This window comes from Pseudochrobactrum sp. Wa41.01b-1, from assembly GCF_019464455.1.
Lineage (GTDB): Bacteria > Pseudomonadota > Alphaproteobacteria > Rhizobiales > Rhizobiaceae > Pseudochrobactrum > Pseudochrobactrum saccharolyticum.
The window spans coordinates 2,486,541-2,502,723 of record NZ_CP080493.1; the positions used below are offsets into that span (position 1 = coordinate 2,486,541).

At 51.3% G+C, this 16,183-nt stretch carries 19 protein-coding genes; 7 read left to right on the forward strand and 12 right to left on the reverse strand.

What is annotated here, in order from left to right; all coding sequences use genetic code 11:
- Positions 1-163: 163 nt before the first annotated feature.
- The 7 genes from lspA to sppA all read right to left on the reverse strand — a co-directional run bounded on the left by lspA (position 164) and on the right by sppA (position 6,270).
- Positions 164-646 (reverse strand): signal peptidase II, encoded by a 483-nt coding sequence (gene lspA / locus K1X45_RS11535; protein ID WP_213596187.1) that lies wholly within the window; start codon positions 644-646, stop codon positions 164-166.
- Between the two features lie 28 nt (positions 647-674).
- The gene (locus K1X45_RS11540) at positions 675-1,538 is read right to left on the reverse strand and encodes an RNA methyltransferase (RefSeq protein WP_220158893.1); all 864 of its coding nucleotides are present in this window, start codon (positions 1,536-1,538) and stop codon (positions 675-677) included.
- Entirely contained in the window at positions 1,535-2,710 is a 1,176-nt protein-coding gene (locus K1X45_RS11545; protein WP_370627034.1) for a class I SAM-dependent methyltransferase, read from the reverse strand. Before K1X45_RS11545 ends, K1X45_RS11540 begins: the two co-directional genes overlap by 4 nt.
- A 185-nt stretch (positions 2,711-2,895) precedes the next feature.
- Positions 2,896-3,870 carry an ornithine cyclodeaminase family protein gene (locus K1X45_RS11550; RefSeq protein WP_022710696.1) on the reverse strand — a complete coding sequence of 325 codons (975 nt, stop codon included), beginning with the start codon at positions 3,868-3,870 and terminating at the stop codon, positions 2,896-2,898.
- A gap of 385 nt (positions 3,871-4,255) precedes the next feature.
- Positions 4,256-4,582, reverse strand: a complete 327-nt coding sequence (locus K1X45_RS11555) for a lipopolysaccharide assembly protein LapA domain-containing protein (protein ID WP_022710697.1) — start codon at positions 4,580-4,582, stop codon at positions 4,256-4,258.
- Positions 4,583-4,731: 149 nt separating this feature from the next.
- Positions 4,732-5,019 (reverse strand): integration host factor subunit beta, encoded by a 288-nt coding sequence (locus K1X45_RS11560; RefSeq protein ID WP_033315997.1) that lies wholly within the window; start codon positions 5,017-5,019, stop codon positions 4,732-4,734.
- Positions 5,020-5,292: 273 nt separating this feature from the next.
- Positions 5,293-6,270 (reverse strand): signal peptide peptidase SppA, encoded by a 978-nt coding sequence (gene sppA, locus K1X45_RS11565; RefSeq protein ID WP_022710699.1) that lies wholly within the window; start codon positions 6,268-6,270, stop codon positions 5,293-5,295.
- Between the two features lie 344 nt (positions 6,271-6,614).
- Here sppA and lptC point away from each other — a divergent pair, with 344 nt between their 5' ends.
- The 5 genes from lptC (at position 6,615) to ptsN (ending at position 11,047) form a co-directional block, all read left to right on the forward strand.
- Positions 6,615-7,265: an LPS export ABC transporter periplasmic protein LptC gene (gene lptC / locus K1X45_RS11570; protein WP_116086323.1), complete on the forward strand. Its 651-nt coding sequence runs from the start codon at positions 6,615-6,617 to the stop codon at positions 7,263-7,265.
- Positions 7,266-7,596: 331 nt separating this feature from the next.
- A complete protein-coding gene (locus tag K1X45_RS11575; RefSeq protein WP_051139015.1) occupies positions 7,597-8,166 on the forward strand; it encodes an LptA/OstA family protein in 570 nt (189 codons plus the stop codon).
- Positions 8,167-8,338: 172 nt separating this feature from the next.
- Positions 8,339-9,121 (forward strand): LPS export ABC transporter ATP-binding protein, encoded by a 783-nt coding sequence (gene lptB, locus K1X45_RS11580; RefSeq protein WP_051139016.1) that lies wholly within the window; start codon positions 8,339-8,341, stop codon positions 9,119-9,121.
- A 385-nt stretch (positions 9,122-9,506) separates the two neighbouring features.
- Positions 9,507-10,097, forward strand: coding sequence for a ribosome hibernation-promoting factor, HPF/YfiA family (gene hpf / locus K1X45_RS11585; RefSeq protein WP_075654090.1), 591 nt, complete (start codon positions 9,507-9,509; stop codon positions 10,095-10,097).
- 485 nt (positions 10,098-10,582) lie between these two features.
- Complete coding sequence (ptsN, locus tag K1X45_RS11590) at positions 10,583-11,047, forward strand: PTS IIA-like nitrogen regulatory protein PtsN (protein ID WP_028233579.1); 465 nt, start codon at positions 10,583-10,585, stop codon at positions 11,045-11,047.
- Between the two features lie 161 nt (positions 11,048-11,208).
- Here ptsN and K1X45_RS11595 read toward each other — a convergent pair whose 3' ends face one another.
- Entirely contained in the window at positions 11,209-11,460 is a 252-nt protein-coding gene (locus tag K1X45_RS11595) for a DUF1150 family protein (protein ID WP_075654091.1), read from the reverse strand.
- 144 nt (positions 11,461-11,604) lie between these two features.
- Positions 11,605-12,045, reverse strand: a complete 441-nt coding sequence (locus K1X45_RS11600; protein WP_022710706.1) for an Hsp20 family protein — start codon at positions 12,043-12,045, stop codon at positions 11,605-11,607.
- A 222-nt stretch (positions 12,046-12,267) separates the two neighbouring features.
- Between K1X45_RS11600 and K1X45_RS11605 the strand changes: the two genes are divergently transcribed.
- Positions 12,268-13,203, forward strand: a complete 936-nt coding sequence (locus tag K1X45_RS11605; protein ID WP_028233580.1) for a nucleoside hydrolase — start codon at positions 12,268-12,270, stop codon at positions 13,201-13,203.
- A gap of 46 nt (positions 13,204-13,249) precedes the next feature.
- Here K1X45_RS11605 and K1X45_RS11610 read toward each other — a convergent pair whose 3' ends face one another.
- Together K1X45_RS11610 and K1X45_RS11615 are read right to left on the reverse strand one after the other, a co-directional pair.
- Positions 13,250-14,131 (reverse strand): ribokinase, encoded by an 882-nt coding sequence (locus tag K1X45_RS11610; protein WP_220158894.1) that lies wholly within the window; start codon positions 14,129-14,131, stop codon positions 13,250-13,252.
- A 26-nt stretch (positions 14,132-14,157) separates the two neighbouring features.
- The gene (locus K1X45_RS11615; RefSeq protein ID WP_116086327.1) at positions 14,158-14,664 is read right to left on the reverse strand and encodes a DUF2244 domain-containing protein; all 507 of its coding nucleotides are present in this window, start codon (positions 14,662-14,664) and stop codon (positions 14,158-14,160) included.
- Between the two features lie 152 nt (positions 14,665-14,816).
- Between K1X45_RS11615 and nth the strand changes: the two genes are divergently transcribed.
- Positions 14,817-15,542, forward strand: a complete 726-nt coding sequence (nth, locus tag K1X45_RS11620; RefSeq protein WP_220158895.1) for an endonuclease III — start codon at positions 14,817-14,819, stop codon at positions 15,540-15,542.
- Here nth and K1X45_RS11625 read toward each other — a convergent pair.
- Entirely contained in the window at positions 15,539-16,177 is a 639-nt protein-coding gene (locus K1X45_RS11625) for an aspartate/glutamate racemase family protein (RefSeq protein ID WP_220158896.1), read from the reverse strand. The two genes, nth and K1X45_RS11625, sit on opposite strands and share 4 nt — an antisense overlap.
- Positions 16,178-16,183: the final 6 nt, after the last annotated feature.

Sequence of the window (16,183 nt, forward strand, 5' to 3'; positions counted from 1 at the left end):
TCTTGTCAGGCCGGTGAAACTGACAGGTATGAAGAACGACAGCATGTAAAAAAGCCGCCGGCAAATCCGTTTAAATTGATTTGCCGGAGATTTTGTCAGGGAAATGACCGGATTTGGTGAAGATTTTGAGGTGTTTCAGCCAGCAAAGCGGGACTACTTGCCCTCAACCTGCAGAGCGGGATTTCTTCCATTGTACCAGTTCGTCGAGGATAATCAGTCCGGCACCGGTAGAAATGTAAACGTCGGCCATGTTGAAGACCGCAAATGACCAGCTAGGCAAATGGAACAGAATATAGTCCACCACATAGCCAAGCAGGCTGCGGTCGATGAGATTGCCCAATGCACCACCAATAATCAGCGCAAAGCCGATACGGCTGATCACCCGTTCCGGTGCGGTTGTCCACCACAGATAGGAGACGAAACCGATGACAGCAACGGTCATGGCTATCAGGCCGCCGTCATGCAGCCACGACAGCATGGAGAAAGCGATGCCTTCATTATGGGTGCGGTAAAGCGCCAGAAACGGCAGCAGATCAATCTGCTGATTATAGTCCATGCCGCTCTCAACCAGAAATTTGATATACTGGTCTGAGGTGACAGCGAAAACGATAATCAGAACAGACCAGAGAGTGGCACGTTGGGACATAGGGGCTTAAACTCCTGCGTGTCTTAGTTTAGCGATCATCCAGAACCAGAGCGTCACGGCGGATTTCATAGAGCATGACGCCTGTGGCAATGGCAAGATTAAGCGAATCCGCACGGCCAGCCTGAGGAATACGTGCCAAATGTGTGCAAATTTGAGCAAGATCATCAGGCAATCCCTGCTGCTCATTGCCCATCATCAGCACGACCGGTTGTTTGTTGTAAGGAATGGTCCGGTAATCAACCGCGCCTTTGAGATGCGTTCCTACCAGCACACCCTTATAGGATTTGCGCCAGTTGACGAATTCGTCATGCTTGGCGCGATAGAGCGGCACAGCAAAAACTGACCCCATGGTCGCGCGTACGGTTTCCATCGAATAAGGGTCGGTACAGTCACCGATCAGAATAATACCTTTGGCACCGACCGCATCAGCGGTACGGATGATGGTGCCGAGATTGCCGGGATCACGCACACGGTCGAGAGCAATATAGGTGTCATTGCCCTGCGGGCGCAGGTGATCCAGTGTTTCAAAACGCTGATCAAAAACACCGGCAACCATTTGCGGATTGTCTTTGCGGGTGATTGCCGCAATCACTTTTTCTGAAGCTTCCAGCACCAGACCGCCACCGGCTTTGGTGCGGGCTGCTACTTTCTCAACAAGCGGGTTGCCTTTACCGGCTTTGGAAAACACCAGAGTGCGGATGCGCCAGCCCTGATCAATGGCATCGATCACCAGTTTCAGACCTTCCGCCAGAAACACGCCCTGCTGGTCACGAAATTTCTTCATCGACAAAGCACGCAGGTCTTTGACGATCGGGTTGGTCAGGCTGGTAACTTCTTTGACGCTACCGGTGCGCGGAGTATCTTTGCGGGAAAAATCATTGTCTTTAGTCATGAATTGGCAATCCAGCGGGAGAACATGGAAGTGGAAAGTGCGCGCTCGGCAGAGCGTTCACGCAGGATCAGCTCGCCCGATTCAATCACGCCGCCGCGACCGGTAAAGCGGTCGCGCATCAGCTCGTGAATGGCAAAGAACGAAGCACGGATCGAATAGGCAGTCAGCACAACACTGAGGGCATCCGGCGAGAGAATGGCGCGGCACATATCGACCATCTGCGGCAGATTGTCGAAAAGCTGCCAGACTTCACCATTCGGGCCGCGGCCATAAGCGGGCGGATCAAGCAGGATAATGTCGTAAGTATTGCCACGACGCTCTTCGCGCGCCACAAATTTGGTTGCGTCTTCGCAAATCCAGCGGATCGGCTTGTCTTCCAGACCGGCCAGCGCCTGATTTTCACGCGCCCAGTTGATCGCTTTTTTGGAAGCGTCCACATGGGTCACTTCAGCGCCGGCATGGGCCGCAATCAGCGAGGCAACGCCGGTATAGCCGAACAGGTTGAGGACACGCACGGAACGGTTGATCTGCTTTTTGCGGGCATCACGAACCTGCTGCGCCATGAAAGCCCAGTGCGCGGCCTGCTCCGGAAAAACGCCGACATGGCGGAACGAGGTGAAGCGGCCGAAGAAGCGCACATCCTGCAACGCCATTGGCCAGGTTTCACCCAATTGCTGTTTCGGAAAATGCCAGCGTCCCATGCCTTCTTCATCGGTATTGCCGGTGAAGATTGCGTCTGCCTTATCCCATTCGCTCTGCGGCCATGCAGGCTGCCAGATTGCCTGCGCCTCAGGGCGGATGATGCGGTAAGGGCCGTATTGCTCAAGTTTGAGACTGTTGCCGCTGTCAAGCAGCGCATAATCTTCGCTCGGGCTGGTCTCGAGAATAACCGGCAGATTTTGCTGAGGACGGTCGCCTGTTAGTTTCAGCAATGAGCGCTGAGCGACAGCCGGTTCAGCCGTTACTTTTTTCGGTGCAGCCGGTGCTACATTTTCAAAAGCCGCAGCATTCTGTTCGGTTTTAGCAAATTTCGGGCGCGGTTTTTTAAAACCCTGCGAAGGTGCAGCCGACACCGCTTTACGGTTATCGCGTGACTGTGCAGCCGGTTTGCCCGCAGATCGCGCTGATGAACCATTATGAGATTTGGCGGCTTTTCCTTTTGGCGGTTTCACCCTGTCTGCTCCGGAAACTGTTAAATTGAAGATATTATAGCATCAGATGGTGCAATATTTTCTGTTTCGTAGAGCATGGCAGCCTTTTGGGAAAGCTGAATTTAAGCGCAAATATCTTATAAATGCATCTTTGCCCTGAAAAGCCGCCATATCTGAGGTTCTTCAGGGCAAAATAACGGGCGGGATCAGCCCTGTTGTTTCAGGCTCTTTTCATAGACCATAATACCGGCGGCAAGGTCTTCCATGGCTGCACCAACGGATTTGAACAGTGTAATGTCCTGATCGCTTACGCGGCCTTTGACTGTTCCGCGTGCCAGATCAAACAGATCGCCGAGCACATGATCCGGTGTGATAATGCCGTCACGCAGAGGTTGGGTAATATCGCCGCCTTCTTTCAGCGCACCGTCTTTGGTGTCGACAAAAACACGGGAGCGCAGCACGGCTTCGTCATCGCTTTCACGCATATCCGGCGTGAAAGCACCGACCAGATCCACATGAGTGCCGGGACGCAAATGTTTCCCGTGAATCAATGGTTCGGTTGCCAGAGTGCCGGCGGCAACAATATCTGCCTGCTGAATGGCTGCGATATGATCTTCAGCAATATAGGCATTATAGCCTTCATCACGCAGTTCTTTGAGTGTTGCTTCGGCCCGTTTCGGATTGCGCACGCAAAGCGCAATATCGGTGATCGGACGCACAGAACTATGGGCGCGGACGAGATTGGAAGAAACCGCTCCGGCACCCATGATGACAAGACGCGATGCATCTTCCCGTGCCAGATATCGGGCGGCAAGGGCGGAGGCCGCGGCCGTGCGCCAGCGGGTCAGGCTCTGACCGTCGATCAAAGCTTTTGGTTCGCCGGTAATGCCGTCAAGCAGCAGGTAAACACCCATAACCGCAGGTTTGTCGATCAGGCCGTTATCCGGTGACACGGTGACGATTTTAACACCCATATAGCCTTGCGACTGATGCTCAAGTTTATGGAAATCTGACCATGCAGGCATCAGCAACAACATGGACGGACTGCCCTCAGGGCGTTCAACCGGATGGTGATGACGCACAGGCTGGATCATGCCGTTACGGAAGGCGCTGTCCAGCGCATCGACCAGTTCCGGCCAGGTCATCAGATCATCAACGGCAGCAGCGGAAATATGAAGCATTATTTGTCAGGCCTTTTATGATGCCGCCCATTGTCTCCTGCAATGCACGGACATTTATTTTCATTAGAGCATTTCACAGTCAAGTTGGATCAACTTGACGCCCGTGATAATGCGACCAAATAAAGAATCTAGAGCGTAGCGCATTTAATTGTACCCACTGCGCTCGCTCGATCTCCTTGTTTTCACGCATGTCACTATCGGAAAACCGGTGCCCGTTTTTCCGCGACATGCTTTAGAGCGCCGTGTGCCCGATCGGGCGCACAAAACGCGCTCTCACAACAACAGATTGTTCCCATGCATGAGGGTGGGAGACAAGCGCCGATCTGTATGAAGTTGATGAAAAAGCCTGATAATATATGTGGTCTGTATGGATGCAGCGCCGAGATCAGGACAGGGAAGATGCGGATGGCAGGTTTTTGGCTTCCGCCTGTTTGGCGCGGGTCAGGAGTGCATCGGCTTCTGCTTTACGCTTGCGTGCCAGTTTGCGGTGCCGTCCCTGTGTGAACCAGATCAGCAGGCCGCCGGTAACAATACCAACAAGAAAAGCCCCCAGCACCCAGAGAAATAATGGTGCTGTATAGGTCAGAGCAGGATTGCCGGGATTGAACGGATCAAGCGTCACACTGACTGCACTGCGATTGGCGACCGACAGTACAATTAAAATCACTGCGAGCGGCAAGGCAATGACAAGTGTCAGAAAACGGTTGGTCATGTTTAATATCCGTAATTCTCGGGCTGCACTGCATAAAATATAAGCGCTATCAGGCATAAATATGCCCGATAGCAGAAATGCCTGATTTTATATTACCGCTCGCATGTTGCGCATAAAGACGTTTGTATATGCGCTGCAGCTATTATTGATTAATCGTGGCCGTTATTGAGGCGATCACGCAGTTCTTTGCCGGTTTTGAAGAACGGAACCCATTTTTCTTCAACATCGACCGATTCGCCCGTGCGCGGGTTGCGTCCGTTGCGGGCAGGGCGGTTTTTCACGGAAAAGGCGCCGAAGCCACGGAGCTCTACGCGGTTTCCTTCCGCCAGAGCTTCAGTAATTTCATCGAAAACTGCACCGACAATATTTTCCACGTCGCGCTGGAAAAGATGCGGATTGCGGCTGGCGATGATCTGCACGAGTTCAGATTTAATCACTGCGTTCGACCTCTCTGCAATATTAGCGCTTAATCCGGCCGTTTGAAACGGACCGCTGCGCTTCCGGTTTTGATATACTGCGCATCTGACCCGCACCTTTAATAAGGATCGGGGAATGCGCCCTAAAAGAATACTCTCAGAACCTGTATGCGGGCTGTCCCCGTCGGAACAGAGACAGCTTAGTATGAATAATATGCCTATGCTATTAATATTTCATAGCATAACTATCTGAAAATACGCATTATCTTTAATGTTAAACGCATTTTACGGGTATTATTGCGGTTTTTCTCCGTTGCTACCGTGCCAAACTGAAAGCATGCCGTCAAGGAAGATACGCTGACCGATCTGTTCATCAAATAGTGCACCGGCCTGATCGGACAAGCCCATGTTCCGCAACAATAATTTCATAGCAGCAGAGGAAAGCAGGTCATTATAGGATGAGCTTTCAGCTTTCCACTCGATAACCGGCAGCTCTTTGTCGATGCCTTTGGTCTCAAGCCATGCAACAGAGGTTTCCTCATCGCCGATCGCGTCAATCAGCTTATGCTGCAATGCCTGACGGCCGGTATAGACCGAACCATTGGTCAAAGCAGGGAGCTTGTCGGCTGTAATCATCGGGCGGCGTTCTTTAACCAGGCCAACAAACCAGTCATAAGTATCTTTGACTGTGTTATCGATCATGGCCTTGGCTTCTTCGCTGGCCGGAGAGAAGAAATTCGGCTCGGCCTTCAGCGGGCTGGATTTGATAGTTTCAAATTTCACGCCGACTTTATCCAGCAAGGCGCTGATATCGGGATATTGAAACAGTACGCCGATTGAACCGATCATTGATGTCTTATGGGCGATCACATGGTCTGAAGCGATGGCAATCATATAGCCTGCGGATGCTGCCAGTGTGCCGACCTGTGAGACGACCGGTTTCTTATCAGCGATTTTGCGCACGGCATCATAAATCACTTCACCGCCGGTCGTGGTGCCGCCGGGGGAGCTGATATCCAGAATGACGCCTTTCACCATATCGCTCTCTGCGACATCTTTGAGACGTTTCAAAAGCTCTTCATTGTTATAAATGGTGCCGGTGATGGAAATTTTTGCAATGTGAGGCACATTGCGGGAAGACTTGCTGCCGTTGATGTAAAGCGCAGCGAAGAGTATCATTGCTGCAACAAGCAGCAAAGTGACAGCACGCCAGAAAGTCAGCTTACGGCGAATTCGACGACGTTCAAGCACTGCATCGGCAGTATAAGTCATGAGATATGTCCGTTCTTGGGCTTATATGATGTCTTTATATGTCGCATAAACAGAATGTATTTTGGAAGCGGGGATAATATCCGAGGAAGACCTGAACATGGTATTATCAGGTTTTTTAACCTCATATCATTGAAAAGTGATCTGAGTTAAACCTCCGGAACGCACAACTGTAGCAATGCAGCTTGTTTTGGACGCGGTATCATCCCATTTATACCACAATAAAAAGCGATTTGAGCGCACTATACAGAATAGTCGTGCATTTCACCGATAAATATTAATACCTTACGTGTAGGCAGCTGGCAAATTGCCGGTTTCAGGAGTTTTGGACTGTGTCAGACCATAAGATGGTTTTCGGAGCGTCACATAAAAGTACCGCTGTGTTTCACGCTGCGAAGAGACACAGCATGCGCGTGCGCGTTCTGAAAACCGCTTTGCCGGTTGTTGCTCTCGGCGTTGCTGCGGTTTTCTCATGGTACACATTTCTGGCTACGCCTCCCTCACCGGTGAAAGTTGAGCTTGATCCGTCTGAAAGTGGCAAGCTGGTGATGACCGGCCCGCAGCTTAAAGGTTACACCAAAGATAAGCGTCCGTTTTCGATGGTTGCCGAGCGCGCTGTGCAGGATGCCAAACAGAACGGCGTGGTTGCGCTGGAAGGAATCAAAGCGCAATTGCCTGTCGGTGATAAAGACAGTGCCGAGATTGATGCGGCATCCGGCGTCTATGACAGCAACAATGGTCATTTGCAGTTTGATAATGCGTTCACAGTGAAGACAACCGATGGCATGGAAGCCAAACTGGGCTCTGCCAATGTGAATATGTCGAGTGGCGAGATGTCGACCGATAAGCCGGTGGATATCCGCACAAAAAACGCACATATCCGCGCGAATAAAATGCTTATTAAGGAAAACGGCAAGGTGATGGTGTTTGATGATCAGGTTCAGCTGACCATTGAGCCTGTTAAGGAAACCGTCTCCGCAGCGAAAAAGGGCAGCTGATTGCAACACCTGTGCTGCGCCCGTAAAGCAGTCTTTGTTTCGTCGTTGAACAGAGTGTGATAGTGATTTACACCAATAAGTAATACGCCTGTTATAGATGTGTTGGCAGACTGCGTATATTCCGGCCGGACTTATGGTCCGGCGGCAAGAATATATTCAGAAGTTTGTTGTTTTATTCTCAAACTTGCGATTTATAACAAGGGTGATTTTCGAGGGAATGAATATGATGCGGCAACAGGCAGGCAGCGAGCTGAAAACAGGCTCACAGAATACAGTTTCGGGCAAGTCTGCGCTGCGCCTGACAGGCGTGAAGCAGATCGCCGCCCTCTTCATGTCCGGTTTGCTGATTTTGCCTTTGAGCCTTTCAGGTGCTCAGGCACAGCAGGGTGTTCCCCTTGACGGATTGAAATTATCTGACAGCAAAGAACCTGTGTCGATTGATGCCGGTAAAATGGAAGTGCGCGACAAAGAGGGCATTATCATTCTCACCGGTAATGTTTCGGTCAAGCAGGGCGATATTCTCCTGCGTGCCGGTCGTATGCAGGTTCATACCGGCAAGACAAAAGACGGCGGCGATAAAGCCGGTGCTGATAAAGCCAAAGGCGGTATTGGTGGCCTGAGCGGCGCTGGTCTGGATGCCGGCGGCATTGAGAAGATTGAAGTGGACGGAAAAGTCTATCTGAAATCCGGTACACAGGTCGCAACCGGCGATGCTGGCACTTATGATGCCAAAGCGCAGACAATGGTACTGACCGGCCAGAAAGTTGTGCTGTCTGATGGTGATAATATTGCCACCGGTTGCAAGCTGACAGCCAATACCCAGACAGGTAAAGCCTATCTGGAAAGCTGTAAAGGACAGTCCGGCCGCGTTTCTATTATTCTGTCTCCTAAAGCCGAGTAAAAAATTGCAGATCAGAGCTGTTCTGGTCTGCAACTGAGCTGATAAATTTAATTTTGCTTGTGCTTTGAATGCAGGCACCGGCTTTAAGAACTGGTCTGGATTTCTATTGTCCTCTTTAAACGCCCAAACCGATCATGCTCCCGATAATGCCGCGGCCGATGCTGCGGGCAATTTGCAGGCGCAGTCTGCCGGTGCGGAAGGACAGCGTCCGCCTCAGGAATTGTCACGGCTTAAAGGAACGCTGGTTGCCAGAGGCATCAGCAAGAGCTATCGCGGCCGTCAGGTTGTGAATGGTGTGTCCTTTGGTGTGCGTGCCGGTGAGGCTGTCGGTATTCTGGGCCCGAACGGTGCCGGTAAAACCACTTGCTTTTATATGGTGACCGGTCTGGTGCCGGTCGACAGCGGTACGATTGAGATTGACGGTTTTGATGTGACATCTATGCCGATGTATCGCCGTTCACGGCTCGGCATCGGTTATCTGCCGCAGGAAGCTTCGATTTTCCGTGGTCTGTCGGTTGAAGATAATATCAAGGCCGTGCTGGAAGTGGTCGAAAAAGATCGCAAAAAGCGCGCTATTGAACTGGATGCGCTGCTGGAAGAATTCCATATCACGCATCTGCGCAAGGCGCAGGCGATTTCACTGTCGGGTGGTGAACGCCGCCGTCTCGAAATTGCCCGTGCGCTGGCATCCCGCCCGAATTTTATGCTGCTGGATGAGCCTTTTGCCGGTGTGGATCCGATTGCGGTCGCTGATATTCAGCAGCTTGTGCGCCACCTCACCAGCCGCGGCATCGGTGTTTTGATTACCGACCACAATGTGCGTGAAACACTCGGCCTGATTGACCGCGCTTATATTATTCACGCGGGACAGGTGCTGACCCATGGCCGTCCGAAAGAGATCGTCGCCAATCCTGACGTACGCAGATTGTATCTGGGCGATCAGTTTACTCTGTAAGTTCAAATTTTACGCAAAGCGTTATTAGAGCATTTCACAGTCAAGTTGGATTAACTTGACGTCGGGATAATGCGACAAACTAAAGAATCTAGAGCGAGCATTGCGATCCAGCATGAATGTAAACCGCTCTAGTCAGCGAATCCCGGGAGCAGTTTCTGCTCCCGAATTTATTTGAAATCGTTGATGATTTTGATGACGGGCGTTTATTTCACCGGAATTTTCGACAGGCGCTTATATAGTGACTGATTGTGTCAATCAAAGAGCTGTCCGCATATTCTTTTGGCACATGCAAAGTTTATTTTATTTTATGTCAGTTCGCTTTGCGCAATGCCTTCGCTTGTGGTTAGATTGAGGTGTTCGAATATAGACAGCGAGGTACTGCCACATGAGTCTCCGCGTTTCGGGTAAACATATGGACATCGGTGATGCTTTCCGCATCAGAATTGAAGACCGTGTCCGTGATGCTGTTAGCAAATATTACGAAGGTGGCTTTTCCGGTACAATTACAGTCGTTAAATCAGGTTCCCGTTTTACTACGGATTGCACTTTGCATCTGGATACCGGAGCGACTCTGCAGTCTTCTGCAGAAGCGCAGGATCCGCAATTTTCTTTTGACGCAGCGGCTGAAAAGCTGGAGACAAGGATGCGCCGCTATATGCGTCGCCTCAAGTCCCGCTCTCTGGTTCAGTCAGCGCGCAACAATCATCAGAATATCGCCTATAGCGTGATGGAACCGGCTCCCGACGAAGATCATGATCTTCCTGAGGATTATGCGCCGACGATCGTCGCGGAATCATCCGTTTCCCTGCGCACGCTGAGTGTTGCATCTGCCGTTGTTGAGCTTGATCTGACAGAGCATCCTGTATTGGTCTTCCGCAATGCAGGAAGTGAAGAAGTCAACATTGTCTATCGTCGTCCGGATGGCAATATTGGCTGGATTGATCCGTCCAGAGTCGCACAGGCAGCCCGCGTTTAAGGCTGAACTGACAGGCCCCGCTATTTGCGAATCCGCAGATAGCGGGGTTTTGCTTTTCCGGAACAGAATATTGAAGTGATGAGTGGGTTACCTCTCCCGTTTTCGGATGTATTTATACATCAACTAAAAAACTTGAAATTTTTCTCATATTTTAACTCACTGAAATAACATATAAAAAATCAAATAATGTTTTCTGCCCTGTCTTCTGCGTGGTTGCAGCTGTTATTCACGATATCTAGAGATAGGAATTTTTGTGTTACTGGTGTACCTTGAGCGGAATGCCGCGAAGCAGGCGTCAGTGAATGCGTGTTGTAATCTTTTTTTAATTTTTATTTATGATTGAAATCAATGCGTTACGGATTTGATGCGTGAAAAGTGTGAGTAGAATCGCGAATTTGACTTGAGTATCTGTTGAATGGGCAGTAGATCACTGCACCTCCCGGTTACGGAGATGATTACTCCGCATGAGAGAAGGAATGGAGAAAATGGATCTTAGCGATCTGATTCAGCCAGGGGCGATTATCCCTTCGCTGAAGGCAAGCTCCAAGAAGCAATTATTGCAGATCTTGGCTGAGAAGGCTGCTGAACTCACAGGTCTTTCTGAGCGAGAAGTTTTTGAAACTGTGACTCAGCGTGAGCGTTTGGGGTCTACCGGTGTTGGCAACGGCATCGCGATACCACATGGCAAACTGCCGAATATCAGTAAAATTACCGGTGTTTTTGCGCGTCTTGAGCAGCCGGTGGATTTTGAAGCACTGGATGACCAGCCGGTTGATCTGGTCTTTCTGTTGCTTGCACCGGAAAATGCCGGCGCCGATCATCTGAAGGCACTGTCCCGTATTGCGCGTTTGCTGCGCGATCCGGATATGGTTGCCAAATTGCGCGGCACCGTTGATGCGCAGGCTCTGCATTCGTTTTTGATTGCACCGCCTGCATCCAATGCGGCCTGAAAAGCTGATAATTCTGCTGAGTAAGCAGGGTTGAGTGGAATTAAAATGCCGTGTTTGCCTTGTGCAGCGCGGCATTTTTCATGAAGCGGGCACAAAACAAAACCCGCCTGCGATACAGGCGGGTTGTAATGTGTTTAACCGGTTTCACTTGCAGGGTGCGCTTAATGCAGCATCACTGTGTGGAGTTCATGTTCCTGTGCTCCGGCCAATGCTGTGGCGCGCATATCGGAAAGCATGATTGGGGTTCCGCTGGCGCCGAAGAGCGCCCAGAGTTCCATGCCCGGCGCCATTGGTGGTAATGCAGGGAAGCGCCGTGACAAATCTTCGGAGCGAACTTTGCGCAAATAGGCGATTTCACCTTCGCCGAGATGGGCAAATTCGAATTCTGTAAAAATGTGTTTGTCAGCAGTCATTTTAGGCCTCCTGTCCTGGCAGCTCAAAATTGACGCTGCCTTTCGAGAGCATTTGCAGTTGCATTTATCAGCCGATAAAACTGCAACCACGGAGCTGATTATAACAATGAACCCTTTACAGTTCTTTTATAATCCTGAGAACGGTCACTCTTTCACGTTTATACTAATACGCTTGACGAGGCGTTCTGGTTCCGGTCTGTCGAGATCAATCGACAATAATCCGTTTTTTAGTTCCGCGTTGACCACGCGCATACCGTCTGCCAGCACAAAAACACGCTGAAACTGACGTGCAGCAATGCCGCGATGCAGATATTCCCGCTCGGATTCATCAGTCTGCCGTCCGCGGATAACCAGCTGGTTATCTTCAGTCGTAACTTCCAGATCGTCATCAGAAAAACCGGCAACAGCAAGCGTGATGCGCAATTTCTCAGGAACCGGTTGTTCCTGATCCTGCGCAGAGCTGCGCAGTCTTTCGATATTATATGGCGGATAGCCGTCACCGGATTTAGCAATCCGTTCCAGCGTTTTTTCCATCGTATCGAAACCCAGCAGCAGCGGGCTGGAGAAAGGTGTAAGTCTGGTCATTGTTCAGTCCTTAAGAGCGACCGTTTGGGGAAAACCCGTAGCGGCGTTTTCCTGTTCTTTATATGGCTTGAGAAAAGCTCCACTTCAAGAGCAACAGCTGATATGTGCGTTATCGTTCAAGATTCGTGCTGAAAATAATTTCACTGCATTTATAGTGCGCCTGAAAGCTCATGAGTTTACATGACACCATGCGCAGATTTTTTGATGAAAGGGATGGCTTTGATGGCCCGCAAAATTATTATCGACACAGATCCGGGGCAGGATGATGCATTGGCAATCCTGCTGGCTCTGGCAAGTCCGGAGCTGGATGTGCTGGGTATTGTTGCTGTGGCCGGTAATGTGCCTTTGCCGCTGACGCAGCATAATTCTCTGAAAATTGCTGAACTGGCAGGCAAGCCGCAGACAAAGGTTTTTGCAGGCGCGTCCAAGCCGCTGGTTCGCCCGCTGGTTACTGCAGAGGAAGTCCATGGCCGTACAGGTCTTGATGGTCCTGATCTGCCAGAGCCGGTGATGAAACTGCACAAGCAACATGGTGTGGATTTCATCATTGAGACTTTGCTGCATGAAGCTGCGGGCACAGTCACGCTTTGCGTTCTCGGACCTTTGACCAATATTGCACTGGCGCTGAATAAGGCTCCTGAAATTGCCTCGCGCATTCAGGAAATCGTGCTGATGGGCGGCGGTTTCTTTGAGGGCGGCAATATCACGCCGACCGCTGAGTTCAACTTCTATGTGGATCCGGAAGCGGCAAAAGTCGTTTATGCCTCCGGTGTGCCGATTGTGATGATGCCGCTGGATGTTACCCATAAGGCGCTGACAACCGCAAAACGTATTGAGGCTTTCCGCTCGCTTGGCAACAAGGTGGGGGATGCCTGTGTGGCAATGCTGGAGTTTTTCGAGCGCTTTGATGAGGAGAAATACGGCACAGACGGCGGACCGCTGCATGATCCGAATGTGATTGCCTATCTGCTGAAACCGGAACTCTATTCAGGCCGTCATTGCAATGTTGAGATTGAAACCGCGTCCGAACTTTGCCTCGGTATGTCGGTAATCGACTGGTGGGGTGTTACCAAGCGCCCGAAAAATGCAATCGTGATGCGCGACGTTGACCACGAAGGTTTCTTCACATTGCTGACCGAGCGTATCGCAACGCTTTAAATATAGAGACGATAAAAAAGGCCGGAGAAATCTCCGGCCTTTTATTTTACTGGACTTCTGCCGCGTAAGGAATGGAAGGCTGAGCACCGGTTTTCAGGCAGGCGAGCGATGCGGCTTTTGCAGCGCGCTGGCAGGCATCACGCAAAGTCAGGCCGCTGTCGAGACCGGCTGCGAGATAGCCGCAGAATGTGTCACCGGCACCAACTGTATCCACCGGTTTGATTTCCAGTGCAGGCAGGCTGTAATGCTCGTCCGGCGTTGCAACCATAATGCCTTGCGCACCCAGCGTTACGATAATGGTGCGGCCGTAATGTTCGGCAAAATCGATCATTCTGGCCTGACGGTCATCACCGGACAATTCGAGCTGGACACTGGCCAGATCAAATTCCGTTTCATTGGCAACAATAATATCGGCGCGCGGCAGCAGGCTTGCGGCATCATCGCGCCAAGGCGCGGTATTGAGAATGCAGGTTGTGTCACTGGTTTCGGATGCGGCGATGGCTTTTTCCAGCGTCGGCAGCGGAATTTCCATTTGCAGCAGCAGATAGCCGCCATCCAGATCGGCAGTGTTTACATCGTCTTGCGTCACCAGACCATTGGCGCCCGGAATAACGATAATGGTATTTTCACCGCTGTCTTCAACAGTGATGAGCGCAATACCGGTGGCATCGCCGCGTGTAGCGACACGGGTCAGATCCACGCCGTCGGCACGCAGCAGAGCAACGGCCTGCGAAGCGAAAGAATCATCACCAACAGCACCGACCATACGCACGGATGCACCGGCGCGTGCGGCAGCGAGTGCCTGATTGGCACCTTTGCCGCCGGCGGCTGTTGAGAAGTTTCTGCCTGTGAGCGTTTCACCGGGCTCCGGCAGTTTCGGACTGCGGGCGATGAGGTCAAAATTAATCGAGCCGATAATCGTAATCATAAAACATCCGGTATTTAACCCGATCGTCAGCGGCGGCTGCGTGTCAGGGCGTTGGAAAAAGCACTTGCAAAGCTCTCGCGGTCATCGGGCGGCAAAAATCTGCCGATATCCAACGTTCTGCCGTCACTATGCAGCTGCATCTGGATAATGCCGATATCATCTTTGCGGGTAATGTGAAACCGTGTGCGGAAAGGATTAAACTGATATGCGCGAATACGGCCTGAAGCGGAGACTTGTCTGATGAGCAACTGTTCGCGCGAAACCGTAATTTCTTCCCGTTGTCTGGCGGCATAATAATTAAGCCGGAAAGCCAGATAGATCAGGGCAATGTCCAGTCCGAACAGCCCGACCACCGGCCATGCGCCGATCTGCATGAAAACCATGCCGATACAGGCCCAGAGCAGCAGCAGGCTTAAAATCATAATCTGAAAACCGCGCGGTGAAAGCGAGCGGTAGGGAAGCAGGGTCGCTTTGAAAAACTGTGCGCCATAGGCGTCCGGATCAGCACCGTCCGGATGGTAGGGTGCATTCATGGCAATAACTCTCGGGATCGCATATCGTTGGTAAAAGCTCGGGAGCACAAAATGCTAGAGCAAGTTTTGTGCTCCCGAAAAAGAGCACGGCACTCCAGCCTGCGGCAAGCTTGCAGATAGGCTTCTTGCTTATAGCTTACTATATAAATGCCATGCAGAACAACCAGACCCAGATTCCCGCAAAATCTCAGCGTCGTGTCAGCGGCACGCTTTACACACCGGCAGAAATCCATGAGATTTTCCGGCGGTTTTCCGTGCAGCGTCCGGAGCCGAAAGGCGAGCTTGAGCACGTCAACACTTTCACGCTGCTGGTGGCGGTGATGCTGTCGGCGCAGGCAACCGATGCGGGTGTGAATAAAGCAACGCGGGCTTTGTTTGCCATTGCTGACACACCGCAAAAAATGGTCGATCTGGGGGAAGAGGTCGTTGGTGAGTATATCCGCACCATCGGCCTGTGGCGCAATAAAGCGAAGAACGCAATTTTATTGTCTCAGGCGCTGATTGATAATTTCGGCGGTGAAGTGCCGGGTGACCGTGATGCGCTGGTGACTTTGCCGGGGGTGGGGCGCAAAACCGCCAATGTGGTGCTCAATATGGCTTTTGGTCAGCCGACAATGGCGGTGGATACGCATATTCTGCGAATAGGCAACCGGATCGGTCTTGCGCCTTACAAAACGCCGGATGAGATCGAAGCCAAGCTGGTTAAGATCATTCCAGCAGAATTTATGATGCATGCCCATCACTGGCTGATCCTGCATGGTCGCTATGTCTGCAAGGCCCGCACGCCGGATTGCGTCAATTGCGTGATCGCTGATATTTGCAAATCGGCACAGAAAACCAATGCTATTCCTGCGCCCTTGGTGCGCATAGAGGATTAAATCTTTGCTGTGATCCGCAGTAATGCGGCCGTTGGCGCATCCAGAATTTTGCGCTCACGGCTGATTAGTGCCGAGGCATCGGCCATAGAGGTTTGTGCCAATGCCACCAGCTGCATCCCTTGTTGGTATGCGGTTTCTGCTGCATCAGCGATCATCCGGTTATAGGTTGCGCTGTCACCGGAGCGGAAGACATCCCATGCCTTGTCAATAAGTCGGATATCCGGTGTGATCGGAGTATCAACAAAGACCTGACGGAACAGATCGGTCGTTGGTTGCAAGGTGGTTGGTGCTGTACATAAAACAGTCAGTGACAGGCCGCTCTCCAAAGCCTGTTCTGCCAAGGCACGGTCTGTCCGCAAGACTGGTTTATTGAAACTGCTTTGTGCTGCGTCTGCTATGGTGCCCAGTGTTGAACAGGTGACAAGCACAGCATCTGCATCCTCAAGCAGTTCGGTAATAATGCGCAATGTCTGGCTGCTTATGGCTTGTGTGATGCTACCGTGCTTTTCAGCCTCCTCCAGTAAATTGGACTGCACAACATGGTACAATTGTCCGGCAGGGAGTGCGAGACGGCTGGCTGCCTGCTCAAAAATACCGATATTACTGGCAGCAGTGTGCAGGCAGACAATGCGCATAGATTT